The sequence below is a fragment of the Oceanicaulis alexandrii DSM 11625 genome, from assembly GCF_000420265.1.
GTDB lineage: Bacteria > Pseudomonadota > Alphaproteobacteria > Caulobacterales > Maricaulaceae > Oceanicaulis > Oceanicaulis alexandrii.
This window is the reverse complement of record NZ_ATUP01000001.1, coordinates 164773-186750: the sequence shown is the minus strand read 5'-3', so window position 1 is coordinate 186750 and position 21978 is coordinate 164773. Positions and strand designations below refer to the sequence as shown.

The 21978-nt window shown below is 61.6% G+C and carries 20 protein-coding genes and 3 tRNA genes; 16 read left to right on the top strand and 7 right to left on the bottom strand.

Annotation, left to right across the window (positions count from 1 at the left end):
• Positions 1-135 precede the first annotated feature (135 nt).
• The 5 genes from tig to lon all read left to right on the top strand — a co-directional run bounded on the left by tig (position 136) and on the right by lon (position 8005).
• Entirely contained in the window at positions 136-1566 is a 1431-nt protein-coding gene (gene tig / locus G405_RS0100900) for a trigger factor (RefSeq protein ID WP_022699609.1), read from the top strand.
• A 181-nt stretch (positions 1567-1747) separates the two neighbouring features.
• Positions 1748-2371 carry an ATP-dependent Clp protease proteolytic subunit gene (locus G405_RS0100890; RefSeq protein ID WP_022699608.1) on the top strand — a complete coding sequence of 208 codons (624 nt, stop codon included), beginning with the start codon at positions 1748-1750 and terminating at the stop codon, positions 2369-2371.
• Between the two features lie 233 nt (positions 2372-2604).
• Positions 2605-3876: an ATP-dependent Clp protease ATP-binding subunit ClpX gene (clpX, locus tag G405_RS0100885; RefSeq protein ID WP_022699607.1), complete on the top strand. Its 1272-nt coding sequence runs from the start codon at positions 2605-2607 to the stop codon at positions 3874-3876.
• 107 nt (positions 3877-3983) lie between these two features.
• A complete protein-coding gene (locus G405_RS0100880) occupies positions 3984-5408 on the top strand; it encodes an alpha/beta fold hydrolase (RefSeq protein WP_022699606.1) in 1425 nt (474 codons plus the stop codon).
• Between the two features lie 191 nt (positions 5409-5599).
• Complete coding sequence (gene lon, locus G405_RS0100875; RefSeq protein ID WP_022699605.1) at positions 5600-8005, top strand: endopeptidase La; 2406 nt, start codon at positions 5600-5602, stop codon at positions 8003-8005.
• A gap of 57 nt (positions 8006-8062) precedes the next feature.
• On the opposite strand, the gene G405_RS0100870 is transcribed toward lon, so the two are convergent.
• Positions 8063-8878, bottom strand: a complete 816-nt coding sequence (locus G405_RS0100870; RefSeq protein WP_022699604.1) for an amidohydrolase family protein — start codon at positions 8876-8878, stop codon at positions 8063-8065.
• A gap of 71 nt (positions 8879-8949) precedes the next feature.
• Here G405_RS0100870 and G405_RS0100865 point away from each other — a divergent pair, with 71 nt between their 5' ends.
• Positions 8950-9378, top strand: coding sequence for a MarR family winged helix-turn-helix transcriptional regulator (locus G405_RS0100865; RefSeq protein ID WP_022699603.1), 429 nt, complete (start codon positions 8950-8952; stop codon positions 9376-9378).
• Between the two features lie 3 nt (positions 9379-9381).
• Here G405_RS0100865 and G405_RS0100860 read toward each other — a convergent pair whose 3' ends face one another.
• A complete protein-coding gene (locus G405_RS0100860; RefSeq protein WP_022699602.1) occupies positions 9382-9981 on the bottom strand; it encodes a peptidylprolyl isomerase in 600 nt (199 codons plus the stop codon).
• A gap of 243 nt (positions 9982-10224) precedes the next feature.
• Between G405_RS0100860 and G405_RS0100855 the strand changes: the two genes are divergently transcribed.
• The 3 genes from G405_RS0100855 (at position 10225) to G405_RS0100845 (ending at position 11839) form a co-directional block, all read left to right on the top strand.
• A complete protein-coding gene (locus G405_RS0100855; protein WP_022699601.1) occupies positions 10225-11391 on the top strand; it encodes a bifunctional chorismate mutase/prephenate dehydratase in 1167 nt (388 codons plus the stop codon).
• 25 nt (positions 11392-11416) lie between these two features.
• Positions 11417-11492, top strand: a tRNA-Val gene (locus G405_RS0100850).
• Positions 11493-11620: 128 nt separating this feature from the next.
• The gene (locus G405_RS0100845; RefSeq protein ID WP_022699600.1) at positions 11621-11839 is read left to right on the top strand and encodes a hypothetical protein; all 219 of its coding nucleotides are present in this window, start codon (positions 11621-11623) and stop codon (positions 11837-11839) included.
• 14 nt (positions 11840-11853) lie between these two features.
• Here the strand turns inward: G405_RS0100845 and G405_RS16260 are convergent, their stop codons facing one another.
• Entirely contained in the window at positions 11854-13137 is a 1284-nt protein-coding gene (locus tag G405_RS16260; protein WP_022699599.1) for a glucuronyl esterase domain-containing protein, read from the bottom strand.
• Positions 13138-13301: 164 nt separating this feature from the next.
• On the opposite strand from G405_RS16260, the gene G405_RS0100835 reads away from it, so the two are divergent.
• Together G405_RS0100835 and G405_RS0100830 are read left to right on the top strand one after the other, a co-directional pair.
• Positions 13302-13378, top strand: a tRNA-Asp gene (locus G405_RS0100835).
• Positions 13379-13449: 71 nt separating this feature from the next.
• Positions 13450-13526, top strand: a tRNA-Asp gene (locus G405_RS0100830).
• 83 nt (positions 13527-13609) lie between these two features.
• On the opposite strand, the gene G405_RS0100825 is transcribed toward G405_RS0100830, so the two are convergent.
• From G405_RS0100825 to G405_RS0100810, 4 genes are all read right to left on the bottom strand, one after another.
• On the bottom strand, positions 13610-14314 hold the full coding sequence (locus G405_RS0100825) for a CPBP family intramembrane glutamic endopeptidase (RefSeq protein ID WP_022699598.1): 705 nt from the start codon (positions 14312-14314) through the stop codon (positions 13610-13612).
• Between the two features lie 122 nt (positions 14315-14436).
• Positions 14437-15687, bottom strand: a complete 1251-nt coding sequence (locus G405_RS0100820; protein ID WP_022699597.1) for an ABC transporter permease — start codon at positions 15685-15687, stop codon at positions 14437-14439.
• Positions 15684-16367, bottom strand: a complete 684-nt coding sequence (locus tag G405_RS0100815) for an ABC transporter ATP-binding protein (protein ID WP_022699596.1) — start codon at positions 16365-16367, stop codon at positions 15684-15686. Before G405_RS0100815 ends, G405_RS0100820 begins: the two co-directional genes overlap by 4 nt.
• Entirely contained in the window at positions 16364-17836 is a 1473-nt protein-coding gene (locus tag G405_RS0100810) for an efflux RND transporter periplasmic adaptor subunit (RefSeq protein ID WP_233345969.1), read from the bottom strand. The genes G405_RS0100815 and G405_RS0100810 overlap by 4 nt, the downstream gene beginning before the upstream one ends.
• 332 nt (positions 17837-18168) lie before the next feature.
• Here G405_RS0100810 and G405_RS0100805 point away from each other — a divergent pair, with 332 nt between their 5' ends.
• The 5 genes from G405_RS0100805 to nuoE are packed head-to-tail and all read left to right on the top strand — an operon-like array spanning position 18169 to position 21975.
• Complete coding sequence (locus tag G405_RS0100805; protein WP_028284441.1) at positions 18169-18534, top strand: NADH-quinone oxidoreductase subunit A; 366 nt, start codon at positions 18169-18171, stop codon at positions 18532-18534.
• 5 nt (positions 18535-18539) lie between these two features.
• Entirely contained in the window at positions 18540-19103 is a 564-nt protein-coding gene (locus G405_RS0100800) for a NuoB/complex I 20 kDa subunit family protein (RefSeq protein ID WP_022699593.1), read from the top strand.
• 24 nt (positions 19104-19127) lie between these two features.
• Positions 19128-19742, top strand: coding sequence for an NADH-quinone oxidoreductase subunit C (locus G405_RS0100795; protein WP_022699592.1), 615 nt, complete (start codon positions 19128-19130; stop codon positions 19740-19742).
• Between the two features lie 5 nt (positions 19743-19747).
• Complete coding sequence (locus G405_RS0100790) at positions 19748-20938, top strand: NADH-quinone oxidoreductase subunit D (protein WP_022699591.1); 1191 nt, start codon at positions 19748-19750, stop codon at positions 20936-20938.
• Positions 20935-21975, top strand: a complete 1041-nt coding sequence (nuoE, locus tag G405_RS0100785; protein ID WP_022699590.1) for an NADH-quinone oxidoreductase subunit NuoE — start codon at positions 20935-20937, stop codon at positions 21973-21975. Before G405_RS0100790 ends, nuoE begins: the two co-directional genes overlap by 4 nt.
• Positions 21976-21978 lie beyond the last annotated feature (3 nt).

The following is a 21978-nucleotide window of genomic DNA, read 5'->3' as shown; positions in this document are numbered from 1 at the left end:
CACACATTCACCGCCGCTGGGCGTTGCGTCAGCAAATTCTGCGTGACATAACGCGCGCTCATTCCCGGCCGCCGCCCGCGTGCATTTGCACGTTTGAGCAAGGCGGCGACCGCATTCTAACAAGGCCTCGCCAAGATGAACGTAGTTGAAAAATCCGCTGAAGGGCTCTCGCGCACGTTTGAGGTTGTCGTGCCCGCGTCGGAGCTCGAAGCGAAACTGACCGCCAAGATCGAAGAGATCCGTCCTGAAGTGCGCCTGAAGGGCTTCCGCCCCGGCAAGGTGCCCGCCAACCACATCCGCAAGATGTTCGGCGCCTCCATCATGGGCGACATCCTTCAGGAGCTGGTCCCGCAAGCCACCCAGGAAACCCTGGACGAGCGCAAGATCCGCCCGGCCTCCCAGCCGGCCGTGGATGTGAAATCCGATGCGGAAGACGTTCTGAAAAGCGGCGCTGATTTCTCGTTTGAGATCAGCCTCGAGATCATGCCGGAATTTGAGACGGTCGATCCCAAGACCCTCAAGCTGACCCGCCCCGTCGCCAAAGTGGCTGACGCACAGGTCGACGAGGCGCTTGAAGAGCTGGCCAAGCAGTCGGTGTCCTATGAAGACAAGTCCGGCAAGGCTGCGGACGGCGACAAGGTCGTGATCGACTTCGTCGGCTCCATCGACGGCGAAGAATTCCAGGGCGGCGCTGCTGAAGGCGCTGAGCTGGTGATCGGTTCCGGCCAGTTCATCCCGGGCTTTGAAGATCAGCTGATCGGCGCGAAAGCCGGCGACAAGGTCGACATCAAGGTGGCCTTCCCCGCAGATTATCAGGCTGAACACCTGGCCGGCAAAGACGCGGTCTTCGCCACCGAAGTGAAGGGCGTTCAGGGGCCGGGCGAAACCAAGATCGACGATTCGCTGGCTGAACGCCTGGGTCTGTCTGATCTCGAAGCGCTCAAGGACGCGCTGATCAAGCGTTTTGAAAGCGAGCACGGCCAGGCCTCTCGCATGAAGGTCAAGCGCACCTTGCTGGACGCGCTCGACGCTGAACACGGCTCTGTCGAGCTGCCTGAGAAAATGGTCGAGCAGGAGTTCGAGCAGATCTGGCGCGAAGTCCAGAACGCCATCGAGAACGACCAGCTTGACGATGAAGACAAGGGCAAGTCCGAGGACGAGCTCAAGGACGATTACCGCAAGATCGCTGCGCGCCGCGTGCGTCTGGGCCTGGTGCTGGCGGAAATCGGCCGGAAAGCCAATGTGGACGTCACGCAGGAAGAGCTGTCGCGCGCCGTGAACCAGGAAGCTGTCCGCTTCCAGGGCCGTGAGCGTGAAGTGGTCGAGTTCTATCAAAAGAACCCGGGCGCCATTCAGGCCCTGCGCGCGCCGATCTATGAAGAGAAAGTCGTCGATTACATTCTCGAACTGGCTGATGTGACCGACGAGGAAGTCGATCGCGAAACCCTGTTTGCTGAGGACGACGAGGCGCCCGCCGCCGAAGAGAAAAAGCCCGCCAAGAAGAAGGCTCCGGCCAAGAAAAAGGCGGCTCCGAAGAAAAAGGCTGCAAAGTCCGACGAGGACTAATCCAGTCTTAACCCTGACGGGACCATCAAGGCCTGGGTCGGTTTCTTCTCGAACGAGAGGAAAAAGGCCCGGGCCTTGTGCATTTGAGGGTTTGCGCCCAGGCGCGGGCCTTGTCACAGTGCTGATCCATGGCCATATCCGGCCGACCTAGACGAACACTGCTTTCCTTGAGGAGCTGGCTATGCGTGAGCCGCAGGATGTGATGATGAACCTCGTTCCCATGGTGGTCGAGCAAAGTGCGCGGGGCGAACGCGCCTACGACATCTATTCGCGCCTGCTGAAGGAACGCATCGTGTTCGTCACCGGGCCGATCGAAGACCATATGGCGAGCCTGATGGTGGCTCAGCTGCTTTTCCTCGAATCGGAAAACCCGAAAAAAGAGATCGCCATGTACATCAACTCGCCCGGCGGGTCGGTGAGCGCAGGTCTCGCGATCTATGACACCATGCAATATATCAGCTGCCCGGTGGCCACGGCCTGCGTCGGCATGGCGGCCTCCATGGGCTCGCTGCTGCTGACGGCTGGCGACAAGGACATGCGTTTTGCGACGCCGAACGCCCGCATCATGCTGCACCAGCCGTCTGGCGGGTTCCGCGGCACGGCGGCGGATATCGAGCGTCACGGCGAGGACATCCTCAAGATCAAGCGCCGGATGAACGAGATTTACGTCAAACACACCGGCCAGCCGCTCGAAAAAGTCGAGAAAACGCTGGATCGGGACTTCTACATGGATGCGATGGAGGCCAAGGATTTCGGCCTGATCGACCATGTTTACGAGAAGCGCGGCGGACCCGAAGCGTCCTGATTTAAGTCAGGTCTGTCTCGGTTCTGAGCACCCAAGCCGCGCTGCGCCAGATCAGGCCAGCGCGGTTTTGCATGCTTGATCACCCCCCTCTGGCTGTGATCACATGCGCTTTAGAAACGTTTCGCTAAGGTCCGGCCTTGATCTTGCAGGAACGGGCCGAGTCACTTTTGACGAATTTAGGCCAAAGCGAACCAACCGCGCCACGGCGCACAGCGGGACCGACGGGAGCAGCCATGACCAAGGCGACCACAGGCGACGGAAAGAGCACGCTGTATTGCTCATTCTGCGGCAAAAGCCAGCATGAGGTCCGCAAGCTCATCGCAGGGCCTACGGTTTTCATCTGCGATGAATGCGTTGAATTATGCATGGACATCATCCGCGAGGAGAACAAAACCTCGCTTGTGAAGTCCAATGAGGGCGTGCCCAGCCCGCAGGAAATCTTCCAGGTCCTGCAGGACTATGTGATTGGCCAGGCCAAGGCCAAGCGCGTGCTCTCGGTCGCCGTTCACAACCACTACAAGCGTCTCAACCATGCCGGTCAGAACGGCGAGGTGGAGCTGTCCAAGTCCAACATCCTGCTGATCGGCCCGACGGGTTGCGGCAAGACGCTGCTGGCGCAGACGCTGGCGCGCATTCTGGACGTGCCTTTCACCATGGCCGACGCGACCACCCTGACCGAAGCCGGTTATGTGGGCGAGGACGTGGAGAACATCGTTCTCAAACTGCTGCAATCGGCGGACTACAATGTCGAACGCGCCCAGCGCGGCATCGTCTATATCGATGAAATCGACAAGATCAGCCGTAAATCCGACAACCCCTCGATCACCCGCGACGTGTCGGGCGAGGGCGTGCAGCAGGCGCTTCTGAAGATCATGGAAGGCACGGTGGCTTCGGTCCCGCCCCAGGGCGGCCGCAAGCATCCGCAGCAGGAATTCCTGCAAGTGGACACCACCAACATCCTGTTCATCGTGGGCGGCGCGTTCGCCGGCCTCGAAAGCATCATCTCCCAGCGCGGCAAAGGCTCCGCCGTGGGCTTTGGCGCTGATGTGCGCGATCCTGACGCCCGCCGTCAGGGTGAAGTCCTGTCTGAAGTCGAGCCGGATGATCTGACCAAGTTTGGTCTGATCCCTGAATTCGTCGGTCGTCTGCCCGTGATCGCGACGCTGGAAGATCTCGACGTTGACGCCCTGGTTCAGATCCTGACCGAGCCGAAGAACGCTCTGGTCAAGCAGTATCAGCGCCTGTTCGAAATGGAAGGCGTCGGCCTGTCCTTTACCGAGGATGCTCTGACCGCCATCGCCAACAAGGCGATCCACCGCAAGACCGGCGCGCGCGGCCTGCGCTCGATCATGGAGGGCATTTTGCTCGACACCATGTTTGACCTGCCAAGCCTTGAGGGTGTCGAGGAAGTGGTGGTCAACGCCGAAGTCGTCACCGGCGACGCCACCCCGCTGTACATCTACGCCAAGTCCAAAGGCGAGGCTGCACCGAAGCAGGGCGCGTAGTCGTCTACATTACCGGGAGTTAATTCGCTTCAGAATTGCACCCCGCACTAGGCTTCAAAGGCTGCACCCCCGGTGCAGCCTTTTTGCTGTCTGGGCAGGGGGCGCGCATGGCGATATCAAATCAGGTCCGCAAGGCGCTGATCGCATTGTGCGCCGTGTTGACGCTGACGGCCCCGGCTTGGTCACAGGCCGCGCTGCCCCGGTTTGAACCGGTGGCGGAAGGGTCGGCGTTTCCCATTGAGGTGAGCGGCGCTCGCTATCAGCGCGGCTATTTGATTGTCGCGCAAAGCGACAATCCTGAAGATGGCTTGGAGCTCCGGCTGCCTGTCATCCACATCCGCGCGGCCGAGCCCCATCCAGGATTGGCGCCGGTTCTGTTTCTACCAGGCGGGCCGGGGGTGGGCGGGTTATCTGCGGCGCAGTATCCCGGCGCCTATCTCTGGAGCGTGGAACGCGATTTCGTCATTCTGGGACGGCGCGGGACGCAATACGCCGAGCCTTCCCTTCGGTGTGAAGCGATCGGTCCGGCTCTGGCGAGCGCGAAGCCGGGCGCTGAGGCGCGGCTGGAGACGGCTCTGCAAGAGTGTCGCGCGGCGCTTGATGCGCAGGGCGTAAGGCGCGACGCCTATCACAGCGCCGCCAGCGCGTCTGACATAGACGCCTTGCGGCAGGTGCTGGGCTTTGAGCAATGGTCTTTGTTCGCTCTGTCTTACGGTACGCGGCTGGCCCTGACCTATGCGCGGGATTATCCCGAGCGCGTCCAGTCCATGGTTCTGGACTCGCCTTTGCCTCACAGCGCGCGCTTTGACGACGCATACCCTGCTAATCTTGAACAGGCTTTGAGACGGGTCGCGCAGATGTGCGCCGCTCAAACCGAGTGTGACACGGCTTTTCCGGACCTCGAGGCCAGATTCTTCGCAGCGGTCGAAGCCGCTCCCAGAGCGTGTGAAGCCGACCAGGTGTGCCAGCGGACTCTTGTGAATTCGGTTCCGCTCGGCTCCGCTGCTGATTTGGCGCGCGCGCCGCTCTTGATGGATCAGGCGACCCGTATGGAAGGCGCGACGTCCCAGAGTTATGGCGTTTCTGATTTTGACTGGGGTGTGCGCCTGTCTGTGTGGTGCAGCGAAGCGCTGCCCTACGCCCAGCGCCGCAACGGCCCCTTGCCGGACAGTTTCGCCGGGATCGACAGCGCCACTTTCACACCCGAGACGTGTGAGAGCTGGGCTGTGCCTCCGCGACCCGCATCTGAGGTGGCGATCACTACAAGCGATGCGCCGACCTTGATCCTGGCGGGAGAACTGGACGCGCTCACCCCTCCGGCCTGGGGGTATGATGCGGCCCGCACCCTCAGCCGCAGTCGCGTCATCGTTCTCCCCGGCGGGTTTCACACTGAAAGCACCCAGTGGGATGGCGATGGCTGCGCCATGTCGCTTGCTGTGAGATTTTTTTCATCACACGATGAGATGATCGCAGATACGAGTCTGGCGCCCTGCATCGAGGCGCGCGCTGAGCCGGCTTTCATCACCCGCTAGGGGCCTGCGCTGCAATCTGCGCTGAGCCTCAGGCTTGAAGCTGCAAGGCGCCGCCTCCACTTGTTTAGGCATGCAAACACGGCGAGGCTCGGCTTGATGAGCGGGCCAGGTCGTGAGGCCGGCGCCGCAAGGGTCGGCGAGGTTGAGTTGCGCCCCGGTTCGGGAGCGACCCGGCCCCTTGGAGAATGACTATGAGCGAAACTAAAACGCTTCCCCTGCTGCCGCTGCGCGACATCGTCGTCTTCCCGCACATGATCGTGCCCCTGTTTGTGGGCCGCGAGAAATCTGTGCGGGCGCTCGAGGAAGTGATGCGCGCGGACAAGCAGATCCTTCTGGCCACCCAGAAGAATGCGGCTGATGACGATCCGGCCCATGAAGCGGTCTACAACGATGGCGTCGTGGCGTCTGTGCTGCAGCTTCTCAAGCTGCCCGACGGCACGGTCAAAGTACTGGTCGAAGGCGGTCGCCGCATGACCATCACCCGCTTTCTGGACAATCAGGCCTATTTCGAAGCTGAAGCTGAACTGGTCGAAGAAGAACTGGCCGATCCGGCGGAAGTCGAGGCGCTGATGCGCGCAGCGGCCGAAAAGTTCGAAGACTACGTCAAGCTGAACAAGAAAGTGCCGCCTGAAGCGCTGGCCGCTGTGGGCGAGATCACGGACGCCGCCAAGATGGCGGACACGATCGCGGCGCATCTGTCGGTGAAGATCGCCGAGAAGCAGGCGTTGATGGCCAATTCCAATGTGGTGGAGCGCCTGGAAAAGGTGTTTGCGCTGATGGAAGGCGAGATCAGCGTGCTGCAGGTCGAGAAGAAAATCCGCAACCGCGTGAAGCGGCAGATGGAGAAGACCCAGCGCGAATATTATCTCAATGAGCAGATGAAGGCGATCCAGCGCGAGCTGGGCGAGGGCGATGACGGCCGTGAAGAGCTGTCCGAGCTTGAGCAGAAAGTCGCCGACGCCAAGCTCAGCAAGGAGGCGCGCGAAAAGGCCGAGGCGGAGCTCAAGAAGCTGCGCCAGATGAGCCCCATGTCGGCGGAAGCCACCGTGGTGCGCAATTATCTCGACTGGATGCTGGCGTTGCCCTGGGGCAAGCGCAAACGTCTGAAGAAAGATCTGGGCGTGGCCGAGCAGGTGCTTGATCGCGACCATTTCGGGCTTGAGAAGGTCAAGGAACGCATTATCGAGCATCTGGCGGTGCAGACGCGCGTGAAGAAGATGCGCGGCCCGATCCTGTGCCTTGTGGGCCCGCCGGGCGTGGGCAAGACCTCGCTGGGACGCTCCATCGCGGAAGCGACGGGACGTGAGTTCGTGCGCGTGTCTCTGGGCGGCGTGCGCGATGAAGCCGAGATCCGCGGTCACCGCCGCACCTATATCGGCTCCATGCCGGGGCGCATCATCCAGTCGCTGAAAAAAGCCAAGTCGACCAATCCGGTCATTCTGCTCGATGAGATCGACAAGCTGGGCGCGGACTATCGCGGCGATCCAGCGTCGGCGTTGCTGGAAGTGCTCGATCCGGAACAGAACTCCACCTTCAACGATCACTATCTGGAAGTGGATTACGATCTGTCCGACGTGATGTTCATCACCACGGCGAACACGCTCAACCTGCCGCAACCGCTTCTCGACCGGATGGAGATCATTCGGATCGCGGGCTACACCGAGGATGAGAAGGTTGAGATCGCGCGCCGTCACCTGATCCCAAAACAGCTCAAGGTGCATGCGCTCAAGGAAGCTGAGTGGACCATTGAGGACAGCGCCTTGCGCGATCTGATCCGCTATTACACCCGTGAAAGCGGCGTGCGCAATCTGGAGCGTGAGATCGCACGGCTTGCGCGCAAGACCGTGCGCAAGCTGGTTGCGGGCGAGGGCGACCACATCATCATCAACGCTGAAAACCTCGATGAATTCGCAGGCGTGCGCAAACACCGCTTTGGCGAGACGGAAACCGAGGACAAGGTGGGCCTGGTGACGGGCCTCGCCTGGACTGAGGTCGGCGGCGATCTTCTGACCATCGAAGCGGTTCAGATGCCCGGTCGCGGCAAGATGACGGTGACCGGCAACCTCAAAGAGGTGATGAAGGAATCGATCTCGGCGGCGAACTCCTATGTTCAAAGCCGGGCGCCGACCCTGGGCATCAAGCCCACGGTCTTCCGCACCACCGACATCCACGTTCACGTCCCCGAGGGCGCCACGCCCAAGGACGGCCCGTCTGCAGGCGGGGCCATGATCACCGCCATCGTCTCCACGCTCACTGGCGTGCCGGTGCGCAAGGATGTGGCTATGACCGGCGAGATCACCTTGCGCGGCCGCGTGCTGCCTATTGGTGGTCTGAAAGAGAAGATGCTGGCGGCCCTGCGCGGCGGCGTGAAGACGGTGCTGATCCCCAAGGACAATGAAAAGGATCTCGCCGAAATCCCGGACAACGTCAAGGAAGGGCTCAAGATCATCCCGGTCGAAACGGTTGAGGAAGTCCTCAATGTCGCGCTGACCGAGCCGATCCAGCCGATCGAGTGGACGGAAGCGGATGCGGCGGCGCTGGCCGCGCTTCCCGGCTCCACTGAAGTCAGCGGCGGGGGCGAGCAGCGCCCGCATTAACTGACACGACAATTGACACTGAAACGGCCCCGGACATCCGTCCGGGGCCGTTTTGCATCAGGCTTTCAGGCCAAAGACGTCCTGGGCGATGCCGGACAGGAAGCGATCCTTGTGAACCGGGTCGAGCTCCAGCGCATCGAGCCCTTTCAGGCATTTTTCAGGCGTTATCATCGGCCAGTTGGAGCCAAACATGACCCGGTCGCGACCCGGGCCTTTCATATAGGTCTGAAAGTCTGGCGGCAGCCGGTGCAGGGCGTAGGCGGAGGTGTCCACATACAGATTGGGAAATTTCAAGGTCAGACTGGTCAGCTCGTTCACCCATGGAAAGCCCACATGCCCGCCGACGACCTTGAGCGAAGGGAAGTCCAGCAAGACATCTTCGATATAGGGAATGAGCCGGCCGACCTCGGAGCGGCGCAACGGCCCGGTATGGCCGATCTGGGTGCAGAACGGCGCACCGACCTCCACACACGCGGCGTAGACCGGATAATACCAGGCGTGATTAGGCGGCAGGTTCCAGATCCAGGGTAATACGCGGACGCCAACGAAGCGCTCGCCGTCATAACGGTCGCGAATGGTTTTCGCGGCGGCCTCGGGCTGGCTGATGTCCACGCTCAGAAACCCGCGAAATCGATCCGGGGCAGTGTTTATGGCTGCATCCACTTCGTCATTGGTGATCAGCCAGCCTTCAGGGGCGCTCCAGGCGCTGAGGATCATCAGGTCGACGCCAGCCTGGTCCATAGCTCTCAATGTGGCGCTTTCACTCAACTCCAGGTCGGTTTGTTCAGCCTTCATCCAGCGTAAAAGTGAACCAAGCCATGGAGTTTGCGTCATCCGTGTCGTAAGAATCTGCCCCCACACGTCTATGATCATTCGCAACTCCATTATAACTTAAGCATTAGGCTAATGGGTGCGCGGCCCTAAGAACAAGAGACTTGAAAACCATGAGCGCCAGCAGCCCCCGTTTGTATTCCGCCGTGATCAAAAGCGCCGAACGGCTTCGCCAGGAAGCGGATTCCGTTGTTATCGAGGCGGCGGGCCTCACGGTCGCGCAAGCCGCGCTTCTTGGCGTAGTGCTGAATGACCCTGACGCGACCCAGAGCGATATCGCCGTGCGTCTGGAGTTGTCAGAACCGGCGGTGACCCAGATGGTGGCGCGGCTTCAGCGTGAAGGCCTGATCGAACGCACGCGCGATGAAAACGATCGCCGCCGCTGGCGCCTGAAAGTCACGACAGATGGCCTCGCCAAGGCTGAGCGCGCCCGTGTAGCTTTTGAAGCGGTCAACGCACGCCTTGAGAAAATGATGGGCGAGGAGATCGCCAGCGATGTCGCCCAGCGTCTGAACACGCTGCGTCTCGAGCTGAAAAGCTAGATCCTAGTCCGCGTTGCGGATGCGGACCGTTTCAATGACGACCGGCTCCGTCAAGAATTGCGGGTAAGGGAAGTCGTCCGGCGCACTGTCCAGGCTGGTCGGGCTCATCCAGATGCGTTCCACCACATCCATGCCCTCGATCACTTCGCCGAACACCGCGTATCCGGCTTCATCGGGGTTGCGGCCATCCGGCCCGGCGTCGAGGCCGGGATAGTCGGCAATCATGATGAAAAACTCTGTGGTGGCGGTGCCAGGTTCGTCGCGCGCCATGGAGATGGCGCCGCGCGTGTGGCTCAGGTCGGTGTCGAGGGTTGATTCATGGGCGATACCCTCAGCCTCAGCCAACCCGTCAAAGCTGTGCCCGCCCTGGATAAGGTTCATCGGAACCACGCCTTCGCGCTCGTTATCGTCGCGGACTGAGCGATAGAAAGATCCGTCATCGAAATGCCCCGCCTGGGCGTGAGCGATGAAATTGGCGACGCTCAAAGGCGCGGCGGCCTCATCAAGTTCGACCACGATGGCGCCGTGGCTGGTTTCGATGACCGCCTGGGGAAGCGCCAGGGTGAGGGCTGCGACTGAGAACGCAGTGAAGAGTGCAGGCATGGGGCGTGTCCTTTGAGAGGGTGACGCTATCGGGCGGTGTTGCAGGCGGAATGTCAATTGTCCGGCCAAAAGGGCTTGACCGTACGCGGCATACGGTTTCATGCTGCGATGCATGATGAACACGAACCTCTTTGTCTTCGGCGGCTATTTCTATCGTCCTCTCGGGGCCGGTTGACGCTGCTTGCTTGCAAGATGAAGTCACCAGCCCCGCCCTTCGGCGGGGTTTTTTAATGGGAGTCGGCCATGAGCCAGACCGAGCCGCGCGATGAGCGTCTAATTCTGCGACAGGCGATCGATGCGTCCGATTCAGAGATCTTGAAAATCCTGGCCGAACGCCGGCGTCTGGGTGAAGCGCTTGGGGCGTTGAAAGCGGGCGAGCACAGTCCAGTGCGCGATACGGATCGCGAGCGCGCCGTTATCGAGCGCGCCGTGGCCAAGGGGCGCGAGTACGGCTTGTCTGACAGCTTCGTTGAAACCCTGTTCCAGGCGATCATCGACGACTCCCTGCGCCGACAGCGCGCCGGTCTGGATGCACGCGTCGGTGACGCCATGCTGACCGAGGCGCGGGTCGCCTATCTGGGCGGGCCGGGTTCCTATTCGCAGTTCGCGGCGAACGCGCACTTCTCGGGCCGGTATTCGGGCGTCGCGCCGGTCATCAAGCGTGATTACGCGTCGATCTTCAAAGCGCTAGAAAATGGCGAAGCCGATTACGGCTTCCTGCCGATCGAGAACACGGCCACGGGCGGCGTCAACGAAGTCTATGACCTGCTGCGTGATTCAAACCTGAAGATCGCCGGCGAGCACCATATGAAGATCCAGCATGCGCTGATGGGCAAGGCGAGTGATCTGGGGCCCGTGCGCACAGTTTACGGCCACCCCCAGGCGCTGCGTCAGGCGCAGCGATGGCTCAATTCGCGCACCGATCTGAAGAAAGTTCCGGTGACTTCCACCACGCGGGCGCTGGAACGTGCGCTTGATGAAGGGCCTGAAGTGGCCGCTGTGGCAGGGCCGGACGCCGCGCGCCTGTTCGGTCTGAACCTGATCGAGCCGATGATCTCCGACTTTGAAGGCAATGAGACCCGCTTTGTCGCTCTGGCGGTTGACCCGGCCCCGGCATCCCCGCTCTTGCCGTGCAAGACCTCGCTGGTCTTCATCACCTCGGACGCGTCCGGCTCACTGGTGGATGCTCTGGACGGGTTCCGCCAGCACGGGGTGAACATGACCAAGCTCGAGAGCCGGCCGGTGCCCGGATCGCCCTGGGAGCAGATGTTCTTTCTCGATCTGGAAGGCCATGAAGAGGACAAAACCGTGGCCAAGGCGCTGGAGCATCTGTCCGGCTATGCGAAATCTGTCCGGCGCTTCGGCTCTTACGGTTCAGACCGCTTGAAGCCGACCTCGCTTGAAGGCTAAAAGAGCGTCCTTCCGAGTCGGGAGCGGGTGGTTAGCTCAGCTGGTAGAGCAACTGGTTTACACCCAGTAGGTCGGCGGTTCGACCCCGTCACCACCCACCATCCGGCTCAAGTTTTCTCACAGGACGAGACGTGTCGGGATATTTCCCCATTGCCGTCGGAAGACGGCTCAGCCAGTGTTTCAGGTCTGAGAGGCGTCATTGCGCCTCCTGGCTTGGGGAGCAAGCCTGATGACCCCGTATGACGCGTTTATCGCCGCTCATATCGACACCGACTTTGAGACTTACGCCGCCTTCCTCAAAGCGATGGACGAGGCGGGGCTTGAGGGCGATGACCGTCAGCGCGCCTATTCCGCCTGGCGGCTCGGTTGGAGCCGGGCCATGCTGGGCGCGGAAGGCGGCGAACAGCTGACCGAAGTGCGCGAGGGCCGCATCAAGCAATGGCGCTAGCGTTCGGACGCTGATCACGCTCCGAACTGCGTATCCAGAAAGCGCAAGAACGCATCCCAGTCTTCCCCGCGCACGCCATGCGTGGCGGGGCGGATGTGAAACGCGATACGGCCGGTGACGTTCATCTCTTCAAGACTGTCCTGCATCAGCCCGTCCTCGCCATAAAGCGACCAGACCGGGCTCGCCGCTTCCGCCGCGCGCCAGGCGCCCGCCGGGTCAGACCAGACATCGCGGCGGCCATTGCCCAGGAGCACGCTGCGCGGCGCGATCATCGCCAGAAGATAATGCGCATCCAGCGGCAAGGCGTCTTCGCGGTCTGCATAGGTCGCATAGGCGGGCGCGAACCAGTGCGGATAGTTTTGTGTGATCGAGGCGAGCGGTTCGCCCAGATTGTCCCGGTGCAGCGAGGCGCCCCCGGTGCCTGACTGGTGCGCGATCACGACGCCGAAGCGTTCATCGCGTGCGCCCGCCAGCAAAGCCGCTTTGGCGCGGCGTGAATGGCCCATGACGCTCAGCTGGTCGGACGCGATGCGGGAATCGGTTTGAAGATGATCGGCCACACGGCTCATCATCCACGCCCAGACCCCGATCACGCCGGGCCTGTCAGGCGCGTCTGGGTCGAGATTGAGCGCGCGGAGTGTTGCGTCATGAACGCTTGCGCGGTCGGGCGCGATATCGCTTTCATGCCAGGCGGCGACCGCATAGCCGCGCCGCAGGATCTGCTCAAGCGGCGGGCTGACCACGTAATCGCCGAAAAAGCTGCTTGCGAAGTCTTCGAGCGCCGAGCCCGAGGGTTCGCAATAGCCTGGAACCGGGTTTTGGGATTGAGGCCAGTCAGGACGGCGCAGCTGGGCGCGCAAGCCGCAATCGCTGGGAATCAGAATGACCGGAACCGGGCCTTGAGCATCGCGCGGCGTAATCAGCGCCAGCTCAATCGCGCCCTGACCGCCGTTTTCAAGCGCGATGGAAAGCGATACCCGCTCCAGTACGCCCGATTGATGATAGGCCTGCGGATCGATCAGTTCGCGTTCTATGACCTGCACATCCGCGGCGGGCAACGGGGCGCCGAACAGCGTGTCAGACAGCGATTGTGCGACCTGGGGGCGGGTCTGGATCCATCCCTCCAGCCCTGCGCTCAGCCCAGGCAGAGGCGGCTCCGCGGCCGGACCCGCGCCATGGGGATTGGCGGTCATCATGATATAGCGCACGGGGCTGCACGATGCGGCGAGGCCGAGCATCAAGGGCGTGATGAGCGCGAGGAGAAGGGCGGTTCTCAGGACGAAACGGGGCTGGGTCATCAGGTCAGCTTAGCGTCGTCCCGGGCCCGCGGCGAGCGGGCTCACAACGCTGTGATTTTCCCACAGGCGAACGCTGCATTTGCTGGCAAAACCCGCTTGACCCTTCGCGGGTGCGCCTTTAGACACACGCTTCCTGACGCGGCCCAGCGCCGCAGATGATCTGAGCGGGTGTAGCTCAGTTGGTTAGAGCGCCGGCCTGTCACGCCGGAGGTCGCCGGTTCGAGCCCGGTCACTCGCGCCATCAGATCATCAGGACATGCCGCTTCGAGCGGCGTTTTAGTTGGCGCCGAGCTTATCGACGCATTGATCTGAGCGGGTGTAGCTCAGTTGGTTAGAGCGCCGGCCTGTCACGCCGGAGGTCGCCGGTTCGAGCCCGGTCACTCGCGCCAGTTCAGATCGAATATTTCCCGACTTTCAGACGCGTTTCACAATCGCCGACGCCTGTCGTCAGGCGCCGGCTGACAGTGTGCGTCTAGATGTCCAGATTGAAATACAACGCTGTGAACACAAGGCAGTCCACGGCGGCGTGGGCGATCACCAGGGGCCACAGATTGCGTTTGTAGATCAGGAACAGAAGGCCGAGTGAAAGCCCGATCAGACCGGTCGTTATAAGGCCTCGCAATCCTTGATAATACACATGACCGTAGCCGAAATAGAGCGCTGGCAAGATCACGCTGACGGCGGTCATCACAACGCCTGATCCTAAGGCGTCACGCAGCCGGTTGATCATGTAGCCGCGAAAGAACAGCTCTTCGCCTAGGCCCGCCGCAAGGATCGAGATTGCGAGCCATAACAGGTAATGAGGCAGGCTTCCGTCCGCGACCGCGCCGAAGCGATCCGTGACGCCTGCGGGCTCCTGACCCATGAACTCAAAACCCAAAGCGGTCCCGATAGAGGCTGAGCCCACACCCGTCGCCAGAATGACCACGACGCCGAGCAAAGCTTGCAGAGGCAGCAGGAGCCAGGATTTCAGCTTGGGCAGTTTGATTAGACCAAAGGACCGCCAACCCAGCCCCCGCCAGTGCAAATAGACGGTTAGTCCCGACAAAACGATCAGCAGGGTCAAGGGCCCGGCATAGCGCCACAAGACGAGGCCGATCAGGGCTTTGATCGTCATCGCGGCGAGGGCTGCGATCAGGACCTCCAGTAACATGAGGGGGCGGGGCGTGGTGGTCATGGCGGGCTCGCTTTGAAATCATGAATGTTCAAAGTCAGATGCCTGCTTGGTTCGAAATGGATGCAAAAGAGGCCGCGCCTGACGGAGCGGCCTCTGATGGTTTCGTATTTCGGGGGAGGGCTTTATTCGTGGCGCAGCGCCGTGATCGGATCGAGGCGGCTGGCCTGGTGCGCTGGATAAAAGCCGAACAGAACGCCGACCAGCGTCGAGGCCCCAATCGCGACCAACGCGATGGTGGGTTTCACCGCCACGTTCAGGTTGACGCCCAGCGCTGGCGCGAACTGCTCGATGCTGAGCGCCAGACCCAGACCGAACAACAGACCCAGCACGCCGCCCACCGAACACAGCACGACCGATTCAATCAGGAACTGATTGCGGATGTCCGCCCGGCGCGCGCCGATGGCGAGACGCAGGCCGATTTCACGCGTGCGTTCGGTCACCGAGACCAGCATCACGTTCATGATGCCGATGCCGCCGACGATCAGGGTGATCAAACCCGCCACAGCTAGCAGCAATCCCATGACGGTTTCAGTGGCGCGGAAGGCGGTGATGAATTCAGCGAAGTTGCGGACCTGAAAATCGTCGTCCTCTCCGGGATCAATCCCGCGCAGGACGCGCAGGAAGTTTTCCAGCTCTTCCGTCGCGTAATCCATGTCCTCGCCCGCGGCGATCTTCACCCAGACCCGCTGGACCGGATCCCGCACGCCAGCGCGCGAATAGCCCACCACGCGCGAGCGCACGGTGGAGATGGGCGCCATGATGATGTCGTCCTGGTCCTGGCCAAAGCTCGACTGGCCCCGCTCGGACAGGATGCCGATGATTTCAAACGGCTGGCTGTTGAGCCGGACCGAAGCGCCGATGGCGCCGCCTGAGGGGAAGAGTTCATCCGCCACGGTCTGACCCAGAACCGCGACGCGGGAACTGCGGTCCACATCGACTACGGAGAACATGCGGCCGTCCGAGACCGTCCAGTCGCGGATTTCGAGATAATCGGGATGAACGCCCGTGATTTGCGTCGGCCAGTTCACGCCGTCCACGACCGCGGTGACGGCTCCGTCGATCGTGCCGGAGGCCGCCACGACCACGTCCACCTGATTGCGCATGGCGTCGACATCATCAGAGGAAAAGGGCGTACCGCTGCCGGCGCCGCCACGCCGTCCGCCGCGATTATTGGACCCGGCGCGAATGTTGAGCGAGTTCGAACCCAGAGAGGAAATCTGGTCCTGCACGGCCTGGCTGGCGCCATCGGCCAGCGAGACGGTCGTGATCACGGCCATGACGCCGAAAATCACGCCCAGAATGGCCAGGAAGCTGCGCAGGGCGTTGACGCGCAAAGCTGTCAGCGCAACTCCAATCGCCGCCATCATGTTCATCGGTCGTCCTCCACGATCAGGCCGTCCCGGAACCAGATCCGGCGTCTGGCGCGAGAGCCCACTTCGTTTTCGTGCGTGACGAGCACGATCGTGATGCCCTCGGCATTGAGTTGATCGAGAATATCAAGCACCTCAATCGTGGTCTGACTGTCGAGAGCGCCTGTGGGTTCGTCCGCCAGCAGGATGGAGGGCTTGCCCGCCAGGGCGCGGGCGATGGCGACACGCTGCTGCTGACCGCCGGAGAGTTGGGACGGATGGTGGTCCATCCTGTCCCCGAGCCCGACCATCGTCAGGCATTCCGCGGCGCGTTCCTGACGCTGTTTGGGAGGCATTCCGCGATAGAGCAGGGGCAGGGCGACATTGTCGAGCGCCGTGGTGCGCGGCAGCAGGTTGAACTGCTGGAACACGAAACCGACCTTGCGATTGCGAAAGTCAGCCAGCTCGTCAGGCGTCATGCCCGACAGGGCTTCCCCGGCGATCACAAGTTCGCCAGAGCTGGGCCGGTCCAGCGCTCCCACCATGTTCATGAAGGTGGATTTGCCGGAGCCGGAAGGCCCCATGATGGCGACGTATTCGCCGGCGTTGATGGTGCAATCCACTCCGGCGAGCGCGTAAACGTTACTGCCGCCCAGAGTATAGACGCGCGTCAGACTGCGCGCCTGAATGAGTGGCTCGGTCATCCGTTGGTCTCGCGAACGCGCGTGACGACGCGATCCGTCTCGGTGATCGAAGGGCCGAGGATCTGGGTGTACTGCCCGTCAGAAAGACCGATGCCGACCTGGCGTTCCTGAAGGCGGCCCTCGGCGGTTTCAATCCAGATCGAGCCGCGGCGCACCTGATCGCGTTGGCGCGAGCGCTCCTGGCTCATCTGGTCATATCGCGCCAATTGTTCTGTGGTCAGAATGTCAGACAGAGCGCGCCGGATCAGCGCTTGCGGATTGGGACGCGCGGCGCCGGGGGCGGGGTTCTGGAACTGGGCGCGCATTTGTTGGAAGGTTTCACGTAAGGCGCGTTCGGCTTCGCTGCGCTGCTCATCGGTCAGCTCAAGCTCTTCGGCGAGCCGGTCGATCATGCCGGCGCCGCCGCGACCGCCGCGTTGGCCGCCGTCCGCCTGGTCTTCAGCGGCGACGACCAGGCTTTCCGCCGCGCCGCGCGGGGCGAAGCGCAGCGCGGCGTTCGGCACGGACAGCGCGCCCTCGACCTGACCGGTCACGATTGAGACGTTCGCCGTCATGCCCGGCAGCAAGCGCTGGCCCGGATTGTCCGCCTGGATCACGACCGTATAGGTGACCACATTGCCTTCATTGGTGGCGGCGAGGCGCACCTGGGTGACTTCACCGGCAAATTCCCGGTCGGGATAGGCGTCCACGTCAAAGGTGACGGTCTGACCCTCATCAATCTGACCAATATCAGCTTCATCGATTTCCGCTTCGATCTGAATGCGCGACAGGTCCTGCGCGATCAGGAACAGCACGGGCGCATTAAAGGATGCAGCCACGGTCTGGCCTTCATCAATCTGGCGGTCGATCACGACGCCCTCGATGGGAGATCGAATGAAAGTGCGCTCCAGATCCACTTCCGCGCTTTCAAGCGAAGCGCGGCGTTGCTGTTCGCTGGCCCGGGAGTTCCGCAAATTGGCCTGGGCCACCAATAGCGCCGCATTGGCCGCCGCCAACTCTGATTCCGCTGCGTCATACTGAGCGGCTGAATAGGTGCCGCGCTGGACCAGCTCCTGCGCCCGATCGAAATTGCGTTGGGAGATTTCACGATCCACCCGCGCGCGTTCCAGATTGGCCTCCGCCACAGAGACCTGGGCGCTCGCGACTTGCAGCGTGGCCTGAGCCTCCTCGACGCGCGTCTGGAAGGTCTGCGGATCGATGCGCGCCAGGAGATCGCCTGAAGAGACCTGGTCATTAAAGTCGGCATGCAGCTCAAGCACCTGACCGGATAGCTGTGAGCCCACCTCAACGGTGATCAGGGGCGCGATGGCGCCTGAGGAGGAAACGATTCGCGAGATGTCGCGCGCCTCAACAGGAGAGGTCTCCACGAGAAGGTCGCCGGTCGCTGCGGCGTCCCCGCGTAAAAAGAGGAACCAAATCAATGCTGCGGCGGCGAGAATCGCTCCGCCTGCGAGTAAAATGCGTTTCACGTAGATGCCCCTGGCCGAATGTGGACGCTGTTGCGTCATCATGCCCATACGTACGGCGTATCATGGCTGGATCTGTTGCAGAAAATGAAACACTTGAAAGGATTAGTTCGGTAACTGAGAAGCATTCGCAATTATTGTCGTCTTTTCCCCATATTAGACCGCATTTGGACAGTGCTTTCGGCTTGCGAGCGGGCAGTCACCGGACTAGCTTCCGCCTCAACCGCGGCCGGGGACTCACTGTGCAAGCGTTTGTTTGGATTTATCTGACCGAATGAACAGCTGTGATGCTTCGGCCCATTGGCCATCTTGATGCGGGGAAGGTGCGACCTCTCATGAACGCGCTCCTGTTGGAATATCTGCCGATCCTGATCTTTCTGGGCATAGCCGCTGGGCTGGGCCTGGCGTTCATTCTCGCCGCTTTCGTGCTGGCGCCGTCTGATCCGGATCCGGAAAAAGTCTCCACGTATGAATGCGGCTTCAACGCCTTTGACGACGCGCGGATGAAATTCGACGTGCGCTTCTATCTGGTGGCGATCCTGTTCATCATCTTCGACTTGGAAGTCGCATTCCTCTTCCCCTGGTTGTTCCCGATCTTCGACGGCAGCATCACGGCCTTCTGGTCGATGATGGTCTTCCTGGGGGTTCTCACGGTTGGCTTTCTTTATGAGTGGCGCAAAGGCGCGCTGGACTGGGAGTAGGGCTCATGTCTGACCTGATTGTTCCGGCGGGCGCCGCCGCGACTGCCAAGACGCCGCATTACGACCCGCAAAAGCACGATCCGTTCTTTGACGGCGTCAGCGATCAGCTGGCCGACAAGGGCTTTCTTGTGGCGCGCGCCGACGACCTCATCACCTGGGCGCGCACCGGCTCGCTGATGTGGATGACCTTTGGTCTGGCCTGCTGCGCGGTGGAGATGATGCAAGCCTCCATGCCGCGTTATGACGTGGAACGTCTGGGCGCTGCGCCCCGCGGCTCGCCCCGCCAGTCCGACGTGATGATCGTGGCCGGCACCCTGACCAACAAGATGGCTCCGGCTTTGCGCAAGGTCTACGACCAGATGCCTGAGCCGCGCTATGTCATCTCCATGGGCAGCTGCGCCAATGGCGGCGGCTATTACCACTATTCGTATTCTGTGGTGCGCGGCTGTGACCGCATCGTGCCGGTCGACATCTATGTGCCGGGCTGCCCGCCGACCGCTGAGGCTCTTGTGTACGGCATCTTGCAGCTTCAGAAGAAAATTCGCCGCGAAGGCTCGATTGAGCGCTAAGGCGCCTGTCCAGGAGACGCTCTTATGAGCAAGACCGAAACGCTGACAGAACTGGGCGCGCATATCTCTGCGGCGCTTAGCGACGATGTCCGCAGTGTGGATGTCGCCCATGAGGAACTGACGCTGACCATTCACCGCGACCGCGTGGTGAAGGTTTTGCGTTTCCTGCGTGACGACGCCCTGTGCCGCTTCACGACGCTGATCGATATTTGCGGCGTGGACTGGCCGTCTCGCGCGGATCGGTTTGACGTGGTCTATCACCTTCTGAGCATGCATCTGAACCAGCGCATTCGCGTGGTGCTGAGCACGGATGAAGACACAGCGGTCGATTCTGTCGTCGAGCTGTTTCCGGCGGCGAACTGGAATGAACGCGAAGCCTTCGACATGTATGGCATCCTGTTTGACCACCACCCCGACCTGCGCCGCATCCTGACCGATTATGGTTTCCATGGTCATCCGCTGCGCAAGGACTTCCCGCTCTCGGGCTTCAACCAGGTCGTTTATGACGACGAGCAGAAGCGCGTGGTCTACGAGCCCGTCGAGCTGGTTCAGGACTACCGTGACTTTGACTTCCTCAGCCCTTGGGAAGGCGCGAAATACGTGCTGCCCGGCGATGAGAAAGCGGAAGGGAAGGCGTAAACGTCATGGCTGAAACCGACATCCGCAATTTCACGATCAACTTTGGTCCGGTTCACCCCGCCGCCCACGGCGTGCTGCGCATGGTGCTGGAGCTGGATGGCGAAGTGGTCGAGCGCGTGGACCCGCATATCGGTCTTCTGCACCGCGGCACCGAGAAGCTGCTGGAGCACAAGACCTATCTGCAAGGCATCGGCTATTTTGACCGCCTCGACTATGTGGCGCCGATGAACCAGGAGCATGCGTTCTGCCTGGCGATAGAGAAGCTTGCGGGCATTCCCGTGCCCAAGCGCGCCTCTTATGTGCGCGTCTTGTATTCTGAAATCGGCCGTATCCTGAACCATTTGCTGAACGTCACCACGCAGGCGATGGATGTGGGCGCGCTGACCCCGCCGCTCTGGGGCTTTGAAGAGCGCGAGAAGCTGATGGGTTTTTACGAGCGCGCCTCCGGCGCACGCTTGCACGCTCATTATTTCCGTCCGGGCGGCGTTCACCAGGACCTGCCGCAAGAGCTGATTGACGATATCGACGCCTGGTGTGACCAGTTCACCCAGCATGTGGACGATCTCGAGACCCTTCTGACCGAGAACCGCATCTTCAAGGCGCGCAATGTCGATATCGGCGTGGTGTCCAAGCAGGATGCGCTTGAATGGGGCTTCTCCGGCGTCATGGTGCGCGGTTCGGGCATGGCCTGGGATCTGCGCCGCTCGCAGCCCTATGAAGTCTATGACGAGCTGGAATTCCAGATTCCGCTGGGCAAGAACGGCGACAATTACGACCGCTATCTGTGCCGCATGGAAGAGATGCGGGAATCCATGAAGATCATGAAGCAGTGCTGCGACTGGCTCTCCCGCGAGGAGAACCAGGGCGATGTGCTGCCGGTGGATTCCAAGTTCGCGCCGCCGCGTCGCGCCGAGATGAAGCGGTCCATGGAAGCGCTGATCCAGCACTTCAAACTGTACACCGAAGGCGTGCATGTTCCCGAAGGTCAGGCCTATGCCTGCGTTGAAGCGCCCAAGGGCGAGTTCGGCGTTTACCTGATCGGCGACGGCACCAACAAACCCTATCGCCTGAAAATTCGCGCGCCTGGTTTCGCGCACCTTCAGGCCATGGATTACCTCAATAAGGGCCACATGCTCGCGGACGTCTCCGCGATCCTGGGCTCACTCGACATCGTGTTCGGGGAGATTGACCGATGAGCGCGCGTCGCATCGCCGCCGAGCAACCCGAAAGCTTCGTCTTCAATGAGAAGAGCGAAGCCAAGGTCCAGTTCTGGCTCGCCAAATACCCTGAAGAGCGCAAGGCGTCAGCGGTCATTCCGCTGCTCTGGATCGCGCAAAAGCAGGACAATTGGGTGTCAGAACCCGCCATGCGCGAGATCGCGGAACGCTGCGGCATGCCGTATATCCGCGTCTACGAAGTGGCGACCTTCTACACCATGTTCAATCTCGCCCAGACCGGCAAACACCTGATCCAGGTGTGCGGCACGACCCCGTGCTGGCTGCGCGGGGCGGATGACCTCAAGGCGGTGTGCGAGAAAAAGATCGGCAAGAAGGGGCGCGAATACGTCTCTTCGGACGGCCTTCTGGCCTGGGAAGAAGTCGAGTGCCTGGGCGCCTGCGCCAATGCGCCGATGGTCCAGATCTCCAACACTGAAGGCGATCTCTATTACGAAGACCTGACGGCGGATGCGCTCGAGCAGATGCTCGACGATCTGCGCGCCGGCAAAGAGGTCAAGGCGGGCCCGATCTCGGGGCGCTCTTGCTCTGAGCCGACCCAGGCGACCACCCTGACCCTGGTCGATGAGAGCCTGTATGACGGCTCGCGCGCCAAAAAGGTCAAGCTGCCCAACACCAAGGGCGCGACCGATGCTGACGTGCGCAAGGCGGAGCCCGCCAAGCCGCAGGAAAAGTCAGCCGAGACCAAGGCCAAGCCCAAAGCCAAGGCGAAATCGCCTGCGCCGAAAGGCGCTGCAGCGGACGCTGGCGCCGGCAAGGAGCCCAAGCTCCTGAAAAAGCCGAGCGGCAAGGCCGACGATCTCAAAAAGCTGACCGGTCTCGGGCCGAAGCTTGAAACCTCGCTGAACGAAATCGGCGTTTATCATTACAGCCAGATCGCAAGCTGGAGCGCTGAAGAAGCGGTCTGGGTCGATGCGGCGCTGAAGCTGCGCGGCCGGATCGAGCGCGATAACTGGATCGACCAGGCGAAAGCCCTGGCCGGCAAGGCGGAAGGGTAATCC

Bases quoted from the DNA above. Each gene is read 5' to 3' on its own strand.
- tig (WP_022699609.1), top strand. From the start codon at position 136: ATGAACGTAGTTGAAAAATCCGCTGAAGGGCTCTCGCGCACGTTTGAG.
- G405_RS0100890 (WP_022699608.1), top strand. From the start codon at position 1,748: ATGCGTGAGCCGCAGGATGTGATGATGAACCTCGTTCCCATGGTGGTC.
- clpX (WP_022699607.1), top strand. From the start codon at position 2,605: ATGACCAAGGCGACCACAGGCGACGGAAAGAGCACGCTGTATTGCTCA.
- G405_RS0100880 (WP_022699606.1), top strand. From the start codon at position 3,984: ATGGCGATATCAAATCAGGTCCGCAAGGCGCTGATCGCATTGTGCGCC.
- lon (WP_022699605.1), top strand. From the start codon at position 5,600: ATGAGCGAAACTAAAACGCTTCCCCTGCTGCCGCTGCGCGACATCGTC.
- G405_RS0100870 (WP_022699604.1), bottom strand. From the start codon at position 8,878: ATGATCATAGACGTGTGGGGGCAGATTCTTACGACACGGATGACGCAA.
- G405_RS0100865 (WP_022699603.1), top strand. From the start codon at position 8,950: ATGAGCGCCAGCAGCCCCCGTTTGTATTCCGCCGTGATCAAAAGCGCC.
- G405_RS0100860 (WP_022699602.1), bottom strand. From the start codon at position 9,981: ATGCCTGCACTCTTCACTGCGTTCTCAGTCGCAGCCCTCACCCTGGCG.
- G405_RS0100855 (WP_022699601.1), top strand. From the start codon at position 10,225: ATGAGCCAGACCGAGCCGCGCGATGAGCGTCTAATTCTGCGACAGGCG.
- G405_RS0100845 (WP_022699600.1), top strand. From the start codon at position 11,621: ATGACCCCGTATGACGCGTTTATCGCCGCTCATATCGACACCGACTTT.
- G405_RS16260 (WP_022699599.1), bottom strand. From the start codon at position 13,137: ATGACCCAGCCCCGTTTCGTCCTGAGAACCGCCCTTCTCCTCGCGCTC.
- G405_RS0100825 (WP_022699598.1), bottom strand. From the start codon at position 14,314: ATGACCACCACGCCCCGCCCCCTCATGTTACTGGAGGTCCTGATCGCA.
- G405_RS0100820 (WP_022699597.1), bottom strand. From the start codon at position 15,687: ATGAACATGATGGCGGCGATTGGAGTTGCGCTGACAGCTTTGCGCGTC.
- G405_RS0100815 (WP_022699596.1), bottom strand. From the start codon at position 16,367: ATGACCGAGCCACTCATTCAGGCGCGCAGTCTGACGCGCGTCTATACT.
- G405_RS0100805 (WP_028284441.1), top strand. From the start codon at position 18,169: ATGAACGCGCTCCTGTTGGAATATCTGCCGATCCTGATCTTTCTGGGC.
- G405_RS0100800 (WP_022699593.1), top strand. From the start codon at position 18,540: ATGTCTGACCTGATTGTTCCGGCGGGCGCCGCCGCGACTGCCAAGACG.
- G405_RS0100795 (WP_022699592.1), top strand. From the start codon at position 19,128: ATGAGCAAGACCGAAACGCTGACAGAACTGGGCGCGCATATCTCTGCG.
- G405_RS0100790 (WP_022699591.1), top strand. From the start codon at position 19,748: ATGGCTGAAACCGACATCCGCAATTTCACGATCAACTTTGGTCCGGTT.
- nuoE (WP_022699590.1), top strand. From the start codon at position 20,935: ATGAGCGCGCGTCGCATCGCCGCCGAGCAACCCGAAAGCTTCGTCTTC.